This window comes from Nocardia sp. CA-128927, assembly GCF_050955855.1.
In the GTDB taxonomy this organism is placed as follows: Bacteria; Actinomycetota; Actinomycetes; order Mycobacteriales; family Mycobacteriaceae; genus Nocardia.
On the sequence record NZ_CP192087.1, the window covers coordinates 2831454 to 2846141 of the forward strand.

Sequence of the window (14688 nt, forward strand, 5' to 3'; positions counted from 1 at the left end):
GGGTTACTTCGGGACGATTGGCTCCTGCAATTCGGTGACCCAGCCGCTTGGGTCTTCGGTGAAGACCAGGGTGACCTCTCGGCTGGGGCCGCTGAGGCGGTAGCCGTTTTCGTCGACCCAGCGGCCGAGGGACTGCCAGGGCTCGAGGACCTCGTTCATGCTGCCGCGGTGGACTACCGTGGCGGCCTGGGGGATGGCCGGTAGGTCGACGACCGTGAAGTCGTGGGTGTCGTTCGGGTCGAGGTCGACGGGTACCGCGGCGTGGGCGAGGATCGAGCCGTCTTCGCGCTCTTCGTAATACGCGATGCCGTGGCCGATCATCGGCACACCGGCCTTTTCCAACCGTCGGCAGATGTCTTCGAAGAGTGGGCCGATCACGGGGCCGATCGATTCCGGCTCGAAATCGGTGGCTACGGCGGACAATTCGGCCACCCGAACCGCTGGGATGGATTTGATCATCACATCGTGGACAGGCATGGCGCCCTCTTTCTCGATGATGCGGAGCCTCGTTTCGACCTGGACGAGCCTGGCGCGGTCGCCCGCGATGCGCTGTTCGAGTTCGGCTCGGCGCAGCGTGAGCATGCCGCGCAGTTCCGCGCCGCTGACCTGGTCGTCCAGGATCTGGCCGACCTGTTCCAGCGTGAAGCCGAGATCCTTCAGTGCGACAAGGCGATTGAGCCGGGCCAACTGTCCGCCGGAGTAGAAGCGGTAACCGCTGTGCTCGTCGACCCGATCCGGGCGTAGCAGCCCGAGCGCGTCGTAGTGGCGCAGCATGCGTACCGACACCCAGGCCGTGTCTGGCGAAGTCTCCGATGGTGAACATAACGACTCCTGGTCTATGACCTCACACGGTGTCAGGGTCAAGCGCGTCAGAATCGGCCGCCGCGGCTGATCCGCCGCGAGCCCGAGGAACCGCCGTAGGAGCCCGCGCTCCAGCCACCTGAGCCGGATCGGCGGCCGCCACTTGCCGCGCCACGCAGCAGTCCGTCGATCAGGATGCCGCCGAGCACGGCTCCCGCCTGCGACGTTCCGGACACCGGTTGAGCCGTCTCCCAGGCCCGCACGCTGGCTTGGGCCGCTTGCAGTGCGCGTCCGGCGAGGTCGGCGGCGGACTGGGCGTTGGTCAGTGCCTGTGCGGGATCGGTGGCGCTGAGCTGTTGCGCCGCATCGAGATTGCGTTGGGCCTCGGACAGTCGGGTGCGGGCCTCGGCGTCGATGCCGCCGCGCCGGGTGGTGATGTAGTCCGAGGCGGCGCTCACCCGTGAGCGAGCGTCGGTCAGCGCCTGGTCGAGCCTGCGCCGCAGGTCCTCGGCGGCGAGTTTGCGATCGGTGGCCGCGGCGATGGCGCGGTCGAGCTCGCCGTCGGCGGCTACCGCGTCGTGGAAGGCGTCGAGCGGGTCGGCCGTACCGGCGGCAGCGGCCTTGTCCAGAGTGGTCTGGGCGGTCGCTGTCGCGGCGGCCAACTCCGGCCCGCCGTAGCCGGAAAGCTCTGTGGCGGAGGCGATATCGCGGCGCAGCTCGTCGAGTACCGCGGGCAGCCCGTCGCGGGCCTGCTGAATGTTGGCGGACGCGTTGTCGATACCGTCGAGCAGGCTGCGAGCCTGCCCGACCGCCGCCTCCGCCGAGCGGATCGCGGCGACCGCGCCGCCCTGCTTGCCCACCGGTTGGGTGAGCGCCGCGCGGCCCGCGTCGATGTTCTGCTCCGCGAAGGTGATTCGTTCGCCCGCCATGGTCGTGTTGTCGTGGATCGGGGCGAGCACACTGGCGGGGTGCGCGGCGGTGAGCCGGGACAGTTCCGCCTCGGACGCGGGCAGGCGGCTCTTCAGCTCGACGAGATCCCTTGTCAGCCCGTCCAAGCGGTCGGGGGCGTTGATCAGCAGATTCCTCATAGCGTCGAATTCGGCAACCTGGGCGTCGAGTTCGCGATCGGCTCGGCCGACGGTGCCGATCAGGTCGACGAGGAGTGTGCGCTGTTCCTGCGGTGTCTCCGGGATCTCGTCGTCGAGTCGCTGCCGGATCGAGAAGGCTTTGGAGGCAGCGGCTTTCGCATTATCGAGCGCGGTGTTGAAGGGGAGGGTAGCGGTCGCGCCGAACTCGCCGGTGGCCAGTTCCAACTCCTCGGCGCTGGTGCGGATCGCATTGTCGATCTCGACCAGCGCCTCCCGTGAGCGCGCATGCAGCGCCTCCAGCGGAAGCGCGCCGAGTGCGGTGGTGTCGTCCGGGTCGATCTGCCGAGCCGCAACCAGTTCGCCCTGCGCCCGGTCGCGGCGGCGCTTGCGTGCGAACAGCACCAGCCCGCCCACCACGAGCACGACCAGCACACCGATGACCAGCAGGAATCGAACGTTGACGCCGCCGCCCTGCATGGCCGATTTCAGACCGTCCGCGGTCTCGACGCCGGCATCCGCCCACCGGCCGTCGCGGAGCGCGGGCTCCACCTCGCGCGTCAGCAGACTGTTCAAGTCGGCATCGCTGACACCGCTGGGCAATTCCCCATAGAACCAGTACGAGCGATCCTGCGTCGCGACCGCGAGCAACAGATCGCGACTGCCGAACCCGGATTCGGACGCCGTGCGCTGCGCCCACACCTCCGGCCCCAGCCCACCGAAATCGCGCACGTAAACCACCCACAACCGCACCTGCTGATCGGCATACAGCTCATCCACCGCCGACCGCACTCGATCCAGCTGCCCGCCATTCAGCGATTTCGCCGAATCCACGACATAGGTGTCCATCCGCAGCGGCGCCTCCGCCAGCCCGGTCGGCGCACCGAGCAGCACGGCCCCGGCGAACAGCACGCTCAGCACCACCCAGGAGGTCCAGCGGGCAACACGATTCGGCAGCGACATGGCATGAATCTATCGCGCGACGCCGCCATCAGGCTGCTGGTCAACGCCGCAACCAGATGTTCTGAGCCAGACCCCTCGAAGTGGTGGGTGGTCGCGGTGTGGCGGCTTGATCACATGGAGAACCGCGAGCTGTACCTGCGCCAGCTGGGGGAGGCAAGGATGGCAGGGGACGGCGCGGGTCGATAGCATCGACGGTGTGATCAACATCGATCGCCCGTATACCGGTCATGTCTCGCCGGGTTCCGATCCCCAGCAGCGTGACGTTTCGGGTGCCCGCATCATCAAGATGTCCGTCGGCGGCATGGACAACAACTGTTACCTCGTGCAATGCACGGCCACCGGCGCGGCGCTGCTCATCGATGCCGCGAACGAGGCCGACCGCGTCGAGGAACTCATCGACCAGGTGGCGCCGGGCCAGATCGGCGTGATCGTCACGACGCATCAGCACCCCGACCACTGGCAGGCGCTGAAGCAGACGACCGCCGTCACCGGAGCGCCCACGGCCGCACACGAACTCGACGCCGACCCACTCCCGGTCCGCCCCGACCGCCTGCTCGCCGACGGCGACCACATCGACATCGGCGACCTCACCCTCGAGGTCATCCACCTCCGCGGCCACACTCCGGGCTCGGTCACCCTCGCCCTCACCGACGGCGACCAACAGGTACACCTGTTCACCGGCGACTCCCTGTTCCCCGGCGGCCTCGGCCGCACCACCAACTCGGCCGACTTCGACTCGCTGTACCAGGACGTCACCACCAAACTCTTCGCCCGCTACCCCGACGACACCGTCGTCTACCCCGGCCACGGCGACGACACCACCCTCGGCACCGAACGCCCGCACCTGCCCGAGTGGCGGGAACGGGGCTGGTAGCCGCGATTCGCGCCGACCTGACTCGGGTAGATCCCCGAACAACCCGGGCGCGGCACCTGTACTGGCAGACTTGGGGAGTGGATTCGCCAACGATGCGCGCTCGAGCCGATGCGGCGCCCGGTCCCGTCCCGCCGCGAGGCTCCGGCGCGGGGTTGTGGCGTTGGGTTCGGCGGCTCGTCGTCGGGTCGGTGCTGATGGGGTTGGTGCTGGTCGGCGGCACGGGCTTCCGGGTGTGGCAGGTGGCGCGCATCGATGATTACGCGACGGCTGATGCCATCGTGGTGCTCGGTGCCGCGCAATACTCCGGCACACCGTCCTCGGTGTTCGAGGCGCGACTCGACCAGGCTTACCGGCTGTTCCGGCTGGGCGTGGCGCCGCGAGTGATCACCGTCGGCGGGAAGCAAGAGGGCGATCTGTACACGGAGGCGGCGTCCGGCAAGAACTATCTGCAGTCGCGCGGGGTGCCGAGCGACAAGATCCTGGCCGTCGAAACCGGTTCGGACACCTTGCGCAGCATCGAGGCGGTCGCGAACGCGATGCAGGCCCGCGACATGGGCTCCGCGGTACTGGTGAGCGATCCGTGGCATTCGCTGCGCACCCGCACCATGGCCCGCGACGAGGGCCTCGACGCGTGGACCGCGCCGACCCGGACCGGGCCCGCCGTCTACACCCGCGAGTCGCAAGCGCACGGAATCGCCAGGGAGACAGGCGCTTTGCTCTGGTATCAGCTCACCCATTTCGCCGCGGACTTCAGATACACGGCAGGACAGTAGTGGACGGATATACCGAACACGATTACGAGCGCCTCGTCGTCGAGCGCGCCAAAACCGCCGGACTCGGGCCGCCGCGCAGCGAATTCGAGTCCGGCCACCGCACCGAATTCGCCCGCGACCGCGCCAGGGTGCTGCACTCCGCGGCATTGCGCCGCCTCGCCGACAAGACCCAGGTGATGGGCCCGCGCGACGGCGACACCCCGCGCACCAGGCTTACCCATTCGATCGAGGTCGCCCAGATCGGCCGCAGCATCGCCGACGGCCTCGGCTGCGACGCAGACCTGGTCGACCTGGCCGGGCTCGCCCACGACATCGGCCACCCGCCGTACGGGCACAACGGTGAAAGGGCCTTGGACGTCTTCGCCGACGCGCACGGCGGCTTCGAAGGCAACGCGCAGAACCTGCGCATCCTCACCCGCCTCGAACCGAAGGTGCTCGATGCCGACGGTGTCAGCGCGGGCCTCAACCTGACTCGCGCCTCCCTCGATGCCGCACTCAAATACCCGTGGGGCAGAACGGGTTCCGGCACCAAGTTCGGCGCCTACGACATCGACACCGATCGCCTCGAGTGGATCCGCAAGGGCGCGCCCGACCGTCGCCGCAGCCTGGAATGCCAGATCATGGACTGGTCCGACGATGTCGCGTACTCCGTGCACGACGTCGAGGACGGCGTGATCGCGGGCCGCATCGATCTGCGCGCCCTGGCCGACCCGGCCGAACAGGAAGCGCTGGCCAGCCTCGGCAGGCACAAGCACTACTCCCTGTCGGCGGACGAATTGGTCGCTGCCGCCCAACGACTATCCGAGCTACCCGTCGTCGCCGCGGTGACCGTCTACGACGGCACGCTCGCGAGTTCGGTTGCGCTCAAACGACTTACCAGTGAGTTGGTCGGCCGCTTCGCGACTGCCGCCATCATCGCCACCCGCGAAACCGCGGGCAGTGACAGCCTCTCCCGTTACGGCGCAGATCTCGAGGTCCCGCACGTGGTCGCCGCCGAGGTGGCCGTGCTCAAGACCGTCGCCCTCCGCTACGTCATGTCCGACCCCGACCACAAACTCCGCCAAGGCGACCAGCGCGACCGCATTCACGCCGTCGCCGAGGGGCTGCTTGCTACCGCGCCGCGCAGTCTCGATCCGCTGTTGCTGCCGTGGTGGGAGGCCGCTGACAACGACACCGCGCGAGTGCGGGTGATCGTGGATCAGATCGCGTCCTATACCGAGAGCAGGCTCGAGCGGGTCGCGACCGAGCTCGGTGCCTGAAGTCGTCCGCAGGCGACCTGTTCGTACGGCCGATGATCACTGATTGGCGTCGCGCAGCTTGCGCATGATCCGGATCATCGTGGCCGTCTCGGTCGCCGTGAGTGCGTCGTAGATGTGCCGCTGTGCCGAGTCGAGCGCGAGCGCGCCGCGTTTGCGCGCCTCGGCCAGGCCCGCGTCGGTCAGTGTGACGAGGATGACGCGGCGGTCGGTGGGATGTGCGCCACGAGTAACCAGTCCGCGCTGCTCGGCTGTGTCGAGCAGTCGGGTGGTGCGGGTTGTGCTGGTGGCCAACGCCTTGGTGATGTCCACGGTGCGCAGCGCGCGATCCGAGCTGCGCGCGAGGCGGAACAGCAGGTCCGAGATGGACGCGTCGACGTCGCCCGCCGGGCTCACATCGGCGTCGATCCGCGTGGTCACGGCGAGGTAGGCCTCGCGCAGCATCCCGTAGCTCTCCCAGCGCGGGTCGCCGAACAACTTGTCCATCACATCGCCCCTTGTGGGATAGTCCCGACCGGGACTACATTTGGGATTGTCCCGAACGGGATTAATCTTCGCACAACGGATGGATTCGCCATGACCGCTTACGCGCTGTTCGACAACGTCGAAGTCACCGATCCGGCCAAGCTGGCCGCCTACGCCGCGCGCGTGCGCACAGTCGTAGAAAAACATGGCGGCCGCTACCTCAGCGTCGGCGGTCGCGTCGAGGTGGTCGAAGGCGAATCGACCCTGACCTACCCGGTGCTGATCGAATTCCCCAATCTGGCCGCCGCACACAGCTGGTTCGACTCACCGGAGTACCAGGAACTCAAGGCACTGCGCCGGTCCGGCTCGGTCGCCAACGCCAGCTTCTTCGAGACCGGGCCCTCGGAGTTGCTGTCGAGCTAGAGCCATAGGTGAAGAACGTCGGTGCCGACGGGTACGCTCACAGCCGTGCCCGGACGACTCCCTGATCGCGATATCGCGGCGATACGTGACCGCGTCCGCATCGAAGACATTGTGGGGGAATACGTCGCGCTGAAGCGTGCCGGCGCGGACTCCATGAAGGGGTTGTGCCCGTTCCACGACGAGAAGTCGCCGTCGTTCCACGTGCGGCCGAATCACGGCCTCTTCCACTGCTTCGGCTGCGGTGAGGGCGGCGACGTCTTCGCGTTCCTGCAGAAGATCGACCACGTCGGCTTCGTCGAAGCGGTCGAGCAGATGGCCGACCGCATCGGTTATCAGATCAACTACGAGGGCGGCGGTACCTCGGTCCAGCGCGATCGTGGCACCCGCTCCCGGTTGGTCGCCGCCAATGCCGCCGCGCACGAGTTCTACATGGCTCAGCTGCGCGAGCCCGATGCCGAGACGGCGCGCAAGTTCCTCACCGACCGCAATTTCGATGCCGCCGCCGCCCAGCAGTTCGGCTGTGGTTACGCGCCCGCGGGTTGGGACACGCTCACCAAACACCTGCTGCGCAAGGGTTTCGAGTTCAAGGAGCTGGAGGGCGCGGGCCTGTCCAGGCAGGGCCAGCGCGGTCCGATCGACCGGTTCCACCGGCGGCTGCTCTGGCCGATCCGCAACCTCGGCGGCGACGTCATCGGGTTCGGCGCGCGCAAGCTCTTCGACGACGACACCATGCCGGGCAAGTACATCAACACCCCGGAAACGATCCTGTACAAGAAGTCTCAGGTGCTGTTCGGCCTCGACCTCGCCAAGCGGGACATCGCCAAGGGACATCAGGCCGTCGTCGTCGAGGGCTACACCGACGTGATGGCCATGCACCTGTCCGGCGTGAAGACCGCCGTCGCCTCCTGCGGCACCGCCTTCGGCGACGAGCACCTCGCGCTGCTGCGCAGACTGCTGCTGGACGACAACTTCTGGCGCGGCGAGATCATCTACACCTTCGACGGTGACGCGGCGGGCCAGGCGGCGGCGCTGAAAGCCTTTGCGGGCGACCAGAAGCTGGCCGGGCAGACCTACATCGCGGTGGCGCCGGACGGGCAGGATCCGTGCGAGCTACGCCAGCACTCCGGCGACGGCGCCGTCCGCGATCTGGTGGCGCGGCGAACCCCGTTGTACGAGTTCGTGATTCGCGGGCTGCTCGCCGACCACAACCTGGACACCGCCGAGGGACAGGTCGAGTCGTTGCGCCGGGCGATCCCGGTGGTCGCGCAAATCAAGGACAACGCGTTGCGCAAGGCATACGCGACGAAGCTGGCCGGATGGATCGGCTGGGACGATATCCAGACCGTCGTCCGCCGCGTCGGCGACGAAGCCAAGCGCAACCGCATGGGCGGCGGCAACACCGGCGGACGCCAGGCGCCCGCTGCCAGACAGACCGAGATGGTCGCCGAACATCCTGCGGCACGGCCCAATCCGAACGATCCGACGCTGATGCCGCAGCGGCAGGTGCTCGCCGCCGCGCTGCAATATCCAGCGATGGCCGGATCGGTGTTCGACTCGCTCGAGGCCGACGCCTTCACCCACCCCGCCTACGCGGCGGTCCGGTTGCTCATCTCAGAGGTGGGCGGCACCGGGGCCGGGCTCGGGGGTGCCGAGTGGGTCAACGCCGTCGCGGACCGCACCGACGACCTGACCATGCGTGCGCTGCTCTCCGAGCTCGCGAACGAGCCGTTGCCGGTGAAGAACGCGGCCGGTATCCCGCGGTTCGTTGCGGGCGTGCTCGCGCGCACCCAGGAGGCCTGGGTGGGACGGCAGATCGCCGAGCTGAAGTCGAAGCTGCAGCGTGTGTCGTCTACAGAGCAGCCTGATGCCTACATGGCGTTGTTCGGGGACCTGGTGGCCTTGGAGCAGTACCGCAAGAGCCTGCTGACCCAGGCGATGGGCAACCACAACGACTTCGCCACCGGGGCTTAGTAACTCGCGATTCAACCGACGGGAAGAAGCTGGATCAGGTCCATTCCGTTGCGGTCGTGTTCGATACGCGCGGCGCGAACCGTCCAACGACCGGCTCCAAGTGAAATAGGCGCTTGGTCCGGCAACACCCCGTCTGGGTTTGGCACCACCAGATCGAGTCCGGAATATACGGAGTCCATCAATACGGCTGGCCCGTCGGTCTCCCAGATGCCACATTCCTGCCACTCGATGGCGTCGTGCGCGAGAGTCGCCTTGGCGTCGGCGATGAGCTCGTCTTCATCGTCCGCGTAGTACAGCCGCAGGAAGCAACGGTGCTCGGGAAGGTAGCAGGTGGTGGACGGCTCGTCGCCGAGTACGAGGGCTTGGGTGCCGCTCTCGCCGACCGTGATCAGTGCGGCGTAATCGTGTATCGCGCAGGCGCGGTCGTAGTCGTCGATGGTTTCGCCGGTGCCGCCCAGCCGACCTGTCGGGGTGCTGCCGGTCCACAGGTTCACCACGGAAACTGGGATGACGATGAGTACTCCACCCAGCGAGGCCACCCAGCGGACCGAGTCAGGCACGGCGGCGGGGGATCGGGTCACTTCAGCGGCGCAGTTGGTCCTGGGGCACGAGGATGGTGGTGCGCTCGTCCAGTGGCTCCATCGGTTCCAGGCGCGGTTTGGTGCTGAGCCGGTCCGACAGCTTCTGCCTGCCGACGAGCACCAACTTGCGGGTCACCGGGCTTTCCGACAGCGCACGGGTCGCCGCGCTGATCTGCTCGTAGCGAGCCCGCCCGGCCTTGCTGCCGAGTACATACCCGGCCGCCACGCCGATGATCAACCGCAGCATCTCGATGTGCTCCTCCCAGTTGCCTGTTCGCGGCTCTATCCTGCCCGACGCGCGGTGGTCGTGTCGATCCGGATGGGGGCTTAGGGCGGCCCCGCGCGCACCCTGTGCCGGTGAATTCGGCAACCGATCACGGAAAGCCGTAGGGGCCAGCGAGAATCGAGCACATGACTGGCCTCTCGCTGACGACCGAGCGCCGGAACGAACTGGCGGCGCTGCTGGACGATGATCAACGACTTCGCACCGAGTTTCCGAAGGTGGCGGACTATCTCGACACGGCGCCGATGCTGAAAGGCACTGGCGACGCTGCCGCGGATGCCGCCTTCGATCTGCGGTTCGTGCACTTCATGACGGGTGGGGAGTCCGCGGATCCGTACTGGGACATCGTCGGGCCGGCGGTGGCGGCCGACGGTGATCGTCGGGTGGTGAACGGTGGTCGGGTGTGGCATCCCGTCGGGGATCTAGCCGAATTTGCCGGTGAACCACAGTCGGAGTGCGTACTTTTCCTGTGCTGGCCGCCCGGCTGGGGTGACCCGATGGCCTCTCGCGCGCTGCACGCATTCGAGCAGGCGGGTGGGGGACGGCTGATCTTCATCGGCGAGCCGAAAGGCGGCAAGACCGGCGACGACGCGTTCTTCGATCAGCTCGCCACCTCATGGTCGCTGGAAAAACAAGACCCGCACCATGTTTCGTGGTGGAACCTCGGCGATATCGCCCAAGGGTGGATTCGCCGAAAGTAGCCGGTGTCGGCCTGGCCGGGCTACTTCGCGTGACCCGACCAGGGGTCGAGACCGGACTTTGCTCAGGCGGCGAGTTCTTCTCGCTTGGCCCGATGCTCCTCACACAGCTGTCGGGTGCTCCGGCGGATCAGCGCCGGGTCCAGTCGTTGGGCGAATGTCAGGTTCTCGTTGCGCCAGCAATCGCCGCATGCGAATTCGCTCATGTCGGCCTCCTCGTTCCTTTGCTCAGCGGGTTGCTGAGGAGTGCCCACTTCGCCACCTGCTCAGCACTATGTGTTCATACTCTCTCCCGATGGTGGCCATACCGTTACTTCCATGTGAGAACGGTCGAACACGCGGCGTTTCATCAGCCTCTCATCTATCGCGTCCATCGTTGCGGACATGCTGCACGGGACTTCGAAAGACCTCACGCTCGCGGCGTCCGCCGTACTCCTGGGCGGGCTGCTGGTGGCCCATCGACTACTGCCCGAAATCGGCGGCGTTCGCCAGCTGATCGGCAGCTTTCTGCCCTGGCTGCTGGTCCCTACGCTGCTGCTCGCCGTCATCGCGCTCGCCACGGGCTCCAAGCTCGGCCTCGCCGCCGTCGTGGCACCGATCCTGGCCTGGTCGATACTCTTCGTGCCGCAGCTCGTCGAACGACCGCACGGCGAGCCCTCCGCCAACGCGTTGCGTGTCGCCACACAGAACCTCGGTGCAGGCGCCACAGCAGCCGAATTGACCGACGCCGCAGTGATTTCCGTACAGGAACTCACCGATCGCAACCGCACATCCGTAGCGGCGGCCCTGGACCCCCAACATCCACACGTCGCCACAGTCGGCACCATCGGCCTGTGGAGCCGCTACCCCCTGGACGACGTCGAACGCCTAGACCTAGGCCAAGGCTGGGCCCGCGCCCTACGCGCCCGAATCGAAGCACCCACCGGCGACGTAACCGTCTACGCCGTCCACCTGGGCTCCGTCCGATTCGGCGAAACCGAATCCCGCAACCGCACCCTGCGCACCCTCACCGACCTCGTACAAAGCGACCGATCCGACCGACTACTAGTCCTCGGCGACCTCAACACCGCCTCCACCGACCCCCAACTCGCCACCCTCACCCAAACCCTCCAAGACGTCCGCACCGGCCTCGGCTTCACCTGGCCCGCCGAATTCCCCCTGACCCGCCCCGACCACATCCTCACCCGAGGCTTCACCCCCCTCGACGCAACCGTCCGCCGAACCACCGGCAGCGACCACCGCGCCGCCACCGCCACCCTCGCCCCCATCCCACATGTCAGCAGGTAGCGACGCGATTTGGGCGGGCGCCCGCCCATACGCTAAAGTTTCTCCTCGGCCCGCCTAGCACAGACGAGCCGAGGATAGTCCCCTATAGCTCAATTGGCAGAGCAGCCGACTGTTAATCGGCAGGTTTCTGGTTCGAGTCCAGATGGGGGAGCCTGAACGGCCCTTGACCGGGAGTTATGTAGTCCTGGTCAGGGGCCGAACTCGTATCCGAGTCCCATCCCGATTTGGGCGAGTCCGAAGGCGAAGGAACCGAAGCTGTCCATGGTGCGTCATAGCTTTGACGGACTATAGAAGGGGCTTTGATGGCAGACGACCTTACGGTGGAACCAGCCACGCTTGATGGGTTGTCCACGAAGTTGAAGCAACTCGGGACCGACAACGCTCAGTCGGAGGCATACCTGAAGGAGCATGTCGATCTGTCGCGCGACCAAGCCGGAGTGATCTTCGGGCGGGTTGCCGACACGATCCAGCAGCTGCGTGCGGATTTGGCGTCGAACTACGAGAAGCTGGGGCGGCTCACGACCCAGTCGGGGGATGAGGTGGCGAAGGCCGCGCAGATGTATCGCACTACCGATCGCGCCACCGCAGCCGCATTGGACCGGACGTACCCCGGAGGCAAGCGATGAGCGACGCGCCCGTGGCTCTGCTGGCGGCGGCGGTAGCCCAAGATCCGATACCGGATCCGGTCGAGCTGTTTCTCAACAACAACGTGTATTCGCTGACGTATTGGGTCGATCAGTTCATCGTCCAGGTGATCGGCAAGGATCCGCTGGCCTGGGCGACTACCGAGTTCGCGGGAGACTGGGCGCAGATCCAAAAGGCCGGTGAGGCAATCCGGAACCTCTCGAAATACAACGATAGTTATGCTCGCACAATCTATTCCGCGGTCAAGGAAGTGGACTCGTGGCATGGAAATGCCGCCGATTCGGCCCGATCCTATTTCGGTGAGTTCCGTGATGCGATCAACAACCAGGTCGGCCCGCTGAAGGACATCGCGCAGGACATCGATACCTTCGCCCTTTCGGCTTACTATGCAGCCCAAGGGATTCGTTTCTGATTCAGTCGATCATCGACACCGCGGTCATCGCGCTGATCGAGGAGGCGGCGGCCGCCGCGGCCGCGAGCACCGGGGTCGGCGCGATCGCGGCGGCCGGATTGGAGGCGGCGGTCGTTTACGACATGGTGAAGATGGTCGGTCTGTGGAACCAAGCGTTGACCAAGTACGCAACCTTCGCCACGGCCGGCGAGACCGCCGTCGCCGCGATCCTCGACGGTGTGGCGACGGTGCGATCGAAGGAGATCCCGCAGTTGCCCGGCACCGGGTACGACCACACTGGAGCATGAGATGAACACCCCCGAACCGATTTTCGACGTTGCCCGCGGCGATGTCGCCGTGTCGCGCCGGCTATCCGACGCGTTGCGCACGCTCGCAGCCAACACGTCCGATCCGGCCATGAAGGAACAAATCCGCGGGGGTGCTCGCCGGGAAGCTCGGCGTGCGCGACTTCGCGCGCACCGAGGCGTTCAGCCGCACACTCGACGGAGTGATGCCTGCTGCGCTGCAACGTTTCGCGGCCATGTCGGACGAGGAGCGTGATCGCCTCGCCGAGCAGGGGAGGGTCGAGCTGGAACGATATCGCCAACAGTCGGTGGACCCGGCGCCCGCCTCGCCGTCGCCGTCGATCGATGGCCAACCGAATCTTCAGCAGGAGCAGAGTTCTGGCTCGGGACATGTGATTGCGGGCACGCGTAAACCCAATCGTGACCAGGTCGTCACGCCCGACGAGCCGGACGACGACGATCTGTATTTCCAGGAACGCCGACAGCGTGGATGGATGGCGTGAAGCAAGACGTATCCGTGCCGGTTCGAACCAGCACCGGCTCGATGACGGCGCTGGAGTTCCAGGCGAGGACAGGTCGAGGTGCGGTACCGGGTTATCTGGCGTTGGAACTGAGTCGACCGCTGCCTGATGTGTGTTGTCGACACGGCCGTCCCGCCGTCGAGCGCCGTCCCGGAGTGGTGCGTTTCCACCAGGGGACGCACGGTCGGGTGCAAAGTACCTGGGCGACAAGCTTTTTCTGGGGTCTTCGACATTACCGCCGGATGCCGGAGGGCAACACCGAACTCCATGGCGATTGGCCGGTATGCAAACGTTGCCTCTGGCAGACCCTGGTGTTTCGACTGATCGGCTACGTCTTCGCGCTGTTGGGCATAATCGCCGCGGTCGCATTGTGGATGGCAGCTCAGGCGGGAATCATAAAAGAAATACCGATGCTGGTAGTTCTCATATTCTTTCCTGGTTGGCTTCCATGCGGTCTTGTCGTGGCCGCCAGTGCATTCGGGCGGGCGACCCGGTACGTACGTATTCGGCCGATCGTGGACCGGGCGACGGTGGTGATCCGCGCGCACCCGAACTTCGCCGCCGCGGTTGCCGCTCAGAGCGAGGTCACCTAGCGGATGATCAAACGATGGGGTGGGCTCGGTAGAAGTCGCACGCGCGGTCCTGGAGATCGATGAGCCCGTCTTCGCATGCGAAGTAGGTTTGGATGCAGCCGGATGTGTTGCATCCCAATGAGATCAGGATGTCGCGGACTCGGAGGTTGCGCTGCTGGGCTGATTCCCCTTGCGGTCGGTTCGCGTCGGCCTCGTCCTGTAGGACCTTGTCGTGGACGGCTTGGCATTCTGGCGACCAGCCGGTGACCGAGCCGTCTGACCAGTAGGTGACGACTGGACCGAGACCGACCTGGCAGTCGGTGATGTGCGGTGCAGGGTCGGAGCTGCCGCTCGGTTCGGCGATCGCGCCGACCGCTGGGATACAGATCGTGGCGACTGCGGACACGACGGTCAGTAAGAAGCCTCTTCGCATGGGTCTACCTTTCTCAGCCGGACGCGGCGGCTCCCCCCGACGAGAGTTCGAGCGTCGATGATCATCCTGCGCTCCCCATCGGCGATACACAAGGAGACGTTGCGCTGGCCGAACCTCACCGCTGCGGTTGTCGCTCAGGGGGATGTCGACGAGCGGGCGCAGGTCGCGGATGATGCTGCCGGAGAAGGTGATCCGCGCTGGCTCGCTGTCGAGGTCGGCATGGACCAGCAGGCAGCGAGCGCTTTGTTGGGCTGACACCACTCCCCGAATGAACCAAACCTTACCGGCAGATGAACGAAACCCAATGGGCGACAACGCACCTCGAATCCACGAGTAAGAATTCTCCGGATTTTAAGGCAGA

21 protein-coding genes and 1 tRNA gene are annotated in these 14688 nt (G+C 66.3%); 15 read left to right on the forward strand and 7 right to left on the reverse strand.

Annotation, left to right across the window (positions count from 1 at the left end):
• Nucleotides 1–3: 3 nt before the first annotated feature.
• Nucleotides 4–786 carry a MerR family transcriptional regulator gene (locus ACQPW1_RS13455; RefSeq protein WP_433663044.1) on the reverse strand — a complete coding sequence of 261 codons (783 nt, stop codon included), beginning with the start codon at nucleotides 784–786 and terminating at the stop codon, nucleotides 4–6.
• An 83-nt stretch (nucleotides 787–869) separates the two neighbouring features.
• Entirely contained in the window at nucleotides 870–2849 is a 1980-nt protein-coding gene (locus ACQPW1_RS13460) for a TPM domain-containing protein (protein ID WP_433663045.1), read from the reverse strand.
• Nucleotides 2850–2852: 3 nt separating this feature from the next.
• Here ACQPW1_RS13460 and ACQPW1_RS13465 point away from each other — a divergent pair, with 3 nt between their 5' ends.
• From ACQPW1_RS13465 to ACQPW1_RS13480, 4 genes are all read left to right on the forward strand, one after another.
• Nucleotides 2853–3035 (forward strand): hypothetical protein, encoded by a 183-nt coding sequence (locus tag ACQPW1_RS13465; RefSeq protein ID WP_433663046.1) that lies wholly within the window; start codon nucleotides 2853–2855, stop codon nucleotides 3033–3035.
• 10 nt (nucleotides 3036–3045) lie between these two features.
• Nucleotides 3046–3723: an MBL fold metallo-hydrolase gene (locus tag ACQPW1_RS13470; protein WP_433663047.1), complete on the forward strand. Its 678-nt coding sequence runs from the start codon at nucleotides 3046–3048 to the stop codon at nucleotides 3721–3723.
• Between the two features lie 92 nt (nucleotides 3724–3815).
• Nucleotides 3816–4496 (forward strand): YdcF family protein, encoded by a 681-nt coding sequence (locus tag ACQPW1_RS13475; protein WP_433663048.1) that lies wholly within the window; start codon nucleotides 3816–3818, stop codon nucleotides 4494–4496.
• Entirely contained in the window at nucleotides 4496–5755 is a 1260-nt protein-coding gene (locus ACQPW1_RS13480; RefSeq protein WP_433663049.1) for a deoxyguanosinetriphosphate triphosphohydrolase, read from the forward strand. Before ACQPW1_RS13475 ends, ACQPW1_RS13480 begins: the two co-directional genes overlap by 1 nt.
• Nucleotides 5756–5791: 36 nt before the next feature.
• Here ACQPW1_RS13480 and ACQPW1_RS13485 read toward each other — a convergent pair whose 3' ends face one another.
• A complete protein-coding gene (locus ACQPW1_RS13485) occupies nucleotides 5792–6238 on the reverse strand; it encodes a MarR family winged helix-turn-helix transcriptional regulator (protein ID WP_433663050.1) in 447 nt (148 codons plus the stop codon).
• A 90-nt stretch (nucleotides 6239–6328) separates the two neighbouring features.
• Between ACQPW1_RS13485 and ACQPW1_RS13490 the strand changes: the two genes are divergently transcribed.
• Together ACQPW1_RS13490 and dnaG are read left to right on the forward strand one after the other, a co-directional pair.
• The gene (locus ACQPW1_RS13490) at nucleotides 6329–6640 is read left to right on the forward strand and encodes a DUF1330 domain-containing protein (RefSeq protein WP_433663051.1); all 312 of its coding nucleotides are present in this window, start codon (nucleotides 6329–6331) and stop codon (nucleotides 6638–6640) included.
• Nucleotides 6641–6685: 45 nt separating this feature from the next.
• Nucleotides 6686–8611, forward strand: a complete 1926-nt coding sequence (gene dnaG, locus ACQPW1_RS13495) for a DNA primase (RefSeq protein ID WP_433663052.1) — start codon at nucleotides 6686–6688, stop codon at nucleotides 8609–8611.
• A gap of 11 nt (nucleotides 8612–8622) precedes the next feature.
• On the opposite strand, the gene ACQPW1_RS13500 is transcribed toward dnaG, so the two are convergent.
• Together ACQPW1_RS13500 and ACQPW1_RS13505 are read right to left on the reverse strand one after the other, a co-directional pair.
• Nucleotides 8623–9171, reverse strand: a complete 549-nt coding sequence (locus ACQPW1_RS13500) for an Imm21 family immunity protein (protein WP_433663053.1) — start codon at nucleotides 9169–9171, stop codon at nucleotides 8623–8625.
• Nucleotides 9172–9193: 22 nt separating this feature from the next.
• A complete protein-coding gene (locus ACQPW1_RS13505; protein WP_396967417.1) occupies nucleotides 9194–9439 on the reverse strand; it encodes a hypothetical protein in 246 nt (81 codons plus the stop codon).
• A 164-nt stretch (nucleotides 9440–9603) separates the two neighbouring features.
• On the opposite strand from ACQPW1_RS13505, the gene ACQPW1_RS13510 reads away from it, so the two are divergent.
• On the forward strand, nucleotides 9604–10176 hold the full coding sequence (locus ACQPW1_RS13510) for a hypothetical protein (protein ID WP_433663054.1): 573 nt from the start codon (nucleotides 9604–9606) through the stop codon (nucleotides 10174–10176).
• Between the two features lie 62 nt (nucleotides 10177–10238).
• On the opposite strand, the gene ACQPW1_RS13515 is transcribed toward ACQPW1_RS13510, so the two are convergent.
• Nucleotides 10239–10379 carry a hypothetical protein gene (locus tag ACQPW1_RS13515; RefSeq protein ID WP_191094305.1) on the reverse strand — a complete coding sequence of 47 codons (141 nt, stop codon included), beginning with the start codon at nucleotides 10377–10379 and terminating at the stop codon, nucleotides 10239–10241.
• Between the two features lie 178 nt (nucleotides 10380–10557).
• On the opposite strand from ACQPW1_RS13515, the gene ACQPW1_RS13520 reads away from it, so the two are divergent.
• From ACQPW1_RS13520 to ACQPW1_RS13550, 7 genes are all read left to right on the forward strand, one after another.
• Complete coding sequence (locus ACQPW1_RS13520) at nucleotides 10558–11460, forward strand: endonuclease/exonuclease/phosphatase family protein (protein ID WP_433663055.1); 903 nt, start codon at nucleotides 10558–10560, stop codon at nucleotides 11458–11460.
• Between the two features lie 78 nt (nucleotides 11461–11538).
• Nucleotides 11539–11611, forward strand: a tRNA-Asn gene (locus ACQPW1_RS13525).
• 151 nt (nucleotides 11612–11762) lie between these two features.
• Nucleotides 11763–12086 (forward strand): type VII secretion target, encoded by a 324-nt coding sequence (locus ACQPW1_RS13530; RefSeq protein ID WP_433663056.1) that lies wholly within the window; start codon nucleotides 11763–11765, stop codon nucleotides 12084–12086.
• Nucleotides 12083–12517: a hypothetical protein gene (locus ACQPW1_RS13535; protein ID WP_433663057.1), complete on the forward strand. Its 435-nt coding sequence runs from the start codon at nucleotides 12083–12085 to the stop codon at nucleotides 12515–12517. The genes ACQPW1_RS13530 and ACQPW1_RS13535 overlap by 4 nt, the downstream gene beginning before the upstream one ends.
• A gap of 122 nt (nucleotides 12518–12639) precedes the next feature.
• A complete protein-coding gene (locus tag ACQPW1_RS13540) occupies nucleotides 12640–12804 on the forward strand; it encodes a hypothetical protein (protein WP_433663058.1) in 165 nt (54 codons plus the stop codon).
• A gap of 131 nt (nucleotides 12805–12935) precedes the next feature.
• Nucleotides 12936–13304, forward strand: coding sequence for a hypothetical protein (locus tag ACQPW1_RS13545; protein WP_433663059.1), 369 nt, complete (start codon nucleotides 12936–12938; stop codon nucleotides 13302–13304).
• Entirely contained in the window at nucleotides 13301–13915 is a 615-nt protein-coding gene (locus ACQPW1_RS13550; protein ID WP_433663060.1) for a hypothetical protein, read from the forward strand. Before ACQPW1_RS13545 ends, ACQPW1_RS13550 begins: the two co-directional genes overlap by 4 nt.
• Nucleotides 13916–13922: 7 nt before the next feature.
• On the opposite strand, the gene ACQPW1_RS13555 is transcribed toward ACQPW1_RS13550, so the two are convergent.
• On the reverse strand, nucleotides 13923–14327 hold the full coding sequence (locus tag ACQPW1_RS13555) for a hypothetical protein (protein ID WP_433663061.1): 405 nt from the start codon (nucleotides 14325–14327) through the stop codon (nucleotides 13923–13925).
• Between the two features lie 57 nt (nucleotides 14328–14384).
• On the opposite strand from ACQPW1_RS13555, the gene ACQPW1_RS13560 reads away from it, so the two are divergent.
• Nucleotides 14385–14582 carry a hypothetical protein gene (locus tag ACQPW1_RS13560; protein ID WP_433663062.1) on the forward strand — a complete coding sequence of 66 codons (198 nt, stop codon included), beginning with the start codon at nucleotides 14385–14387 and terminating at the stop codon, nucleotides 14580–14582.
• Nucleotides 14583–14688: the final 106 nt, after the last annotated feature.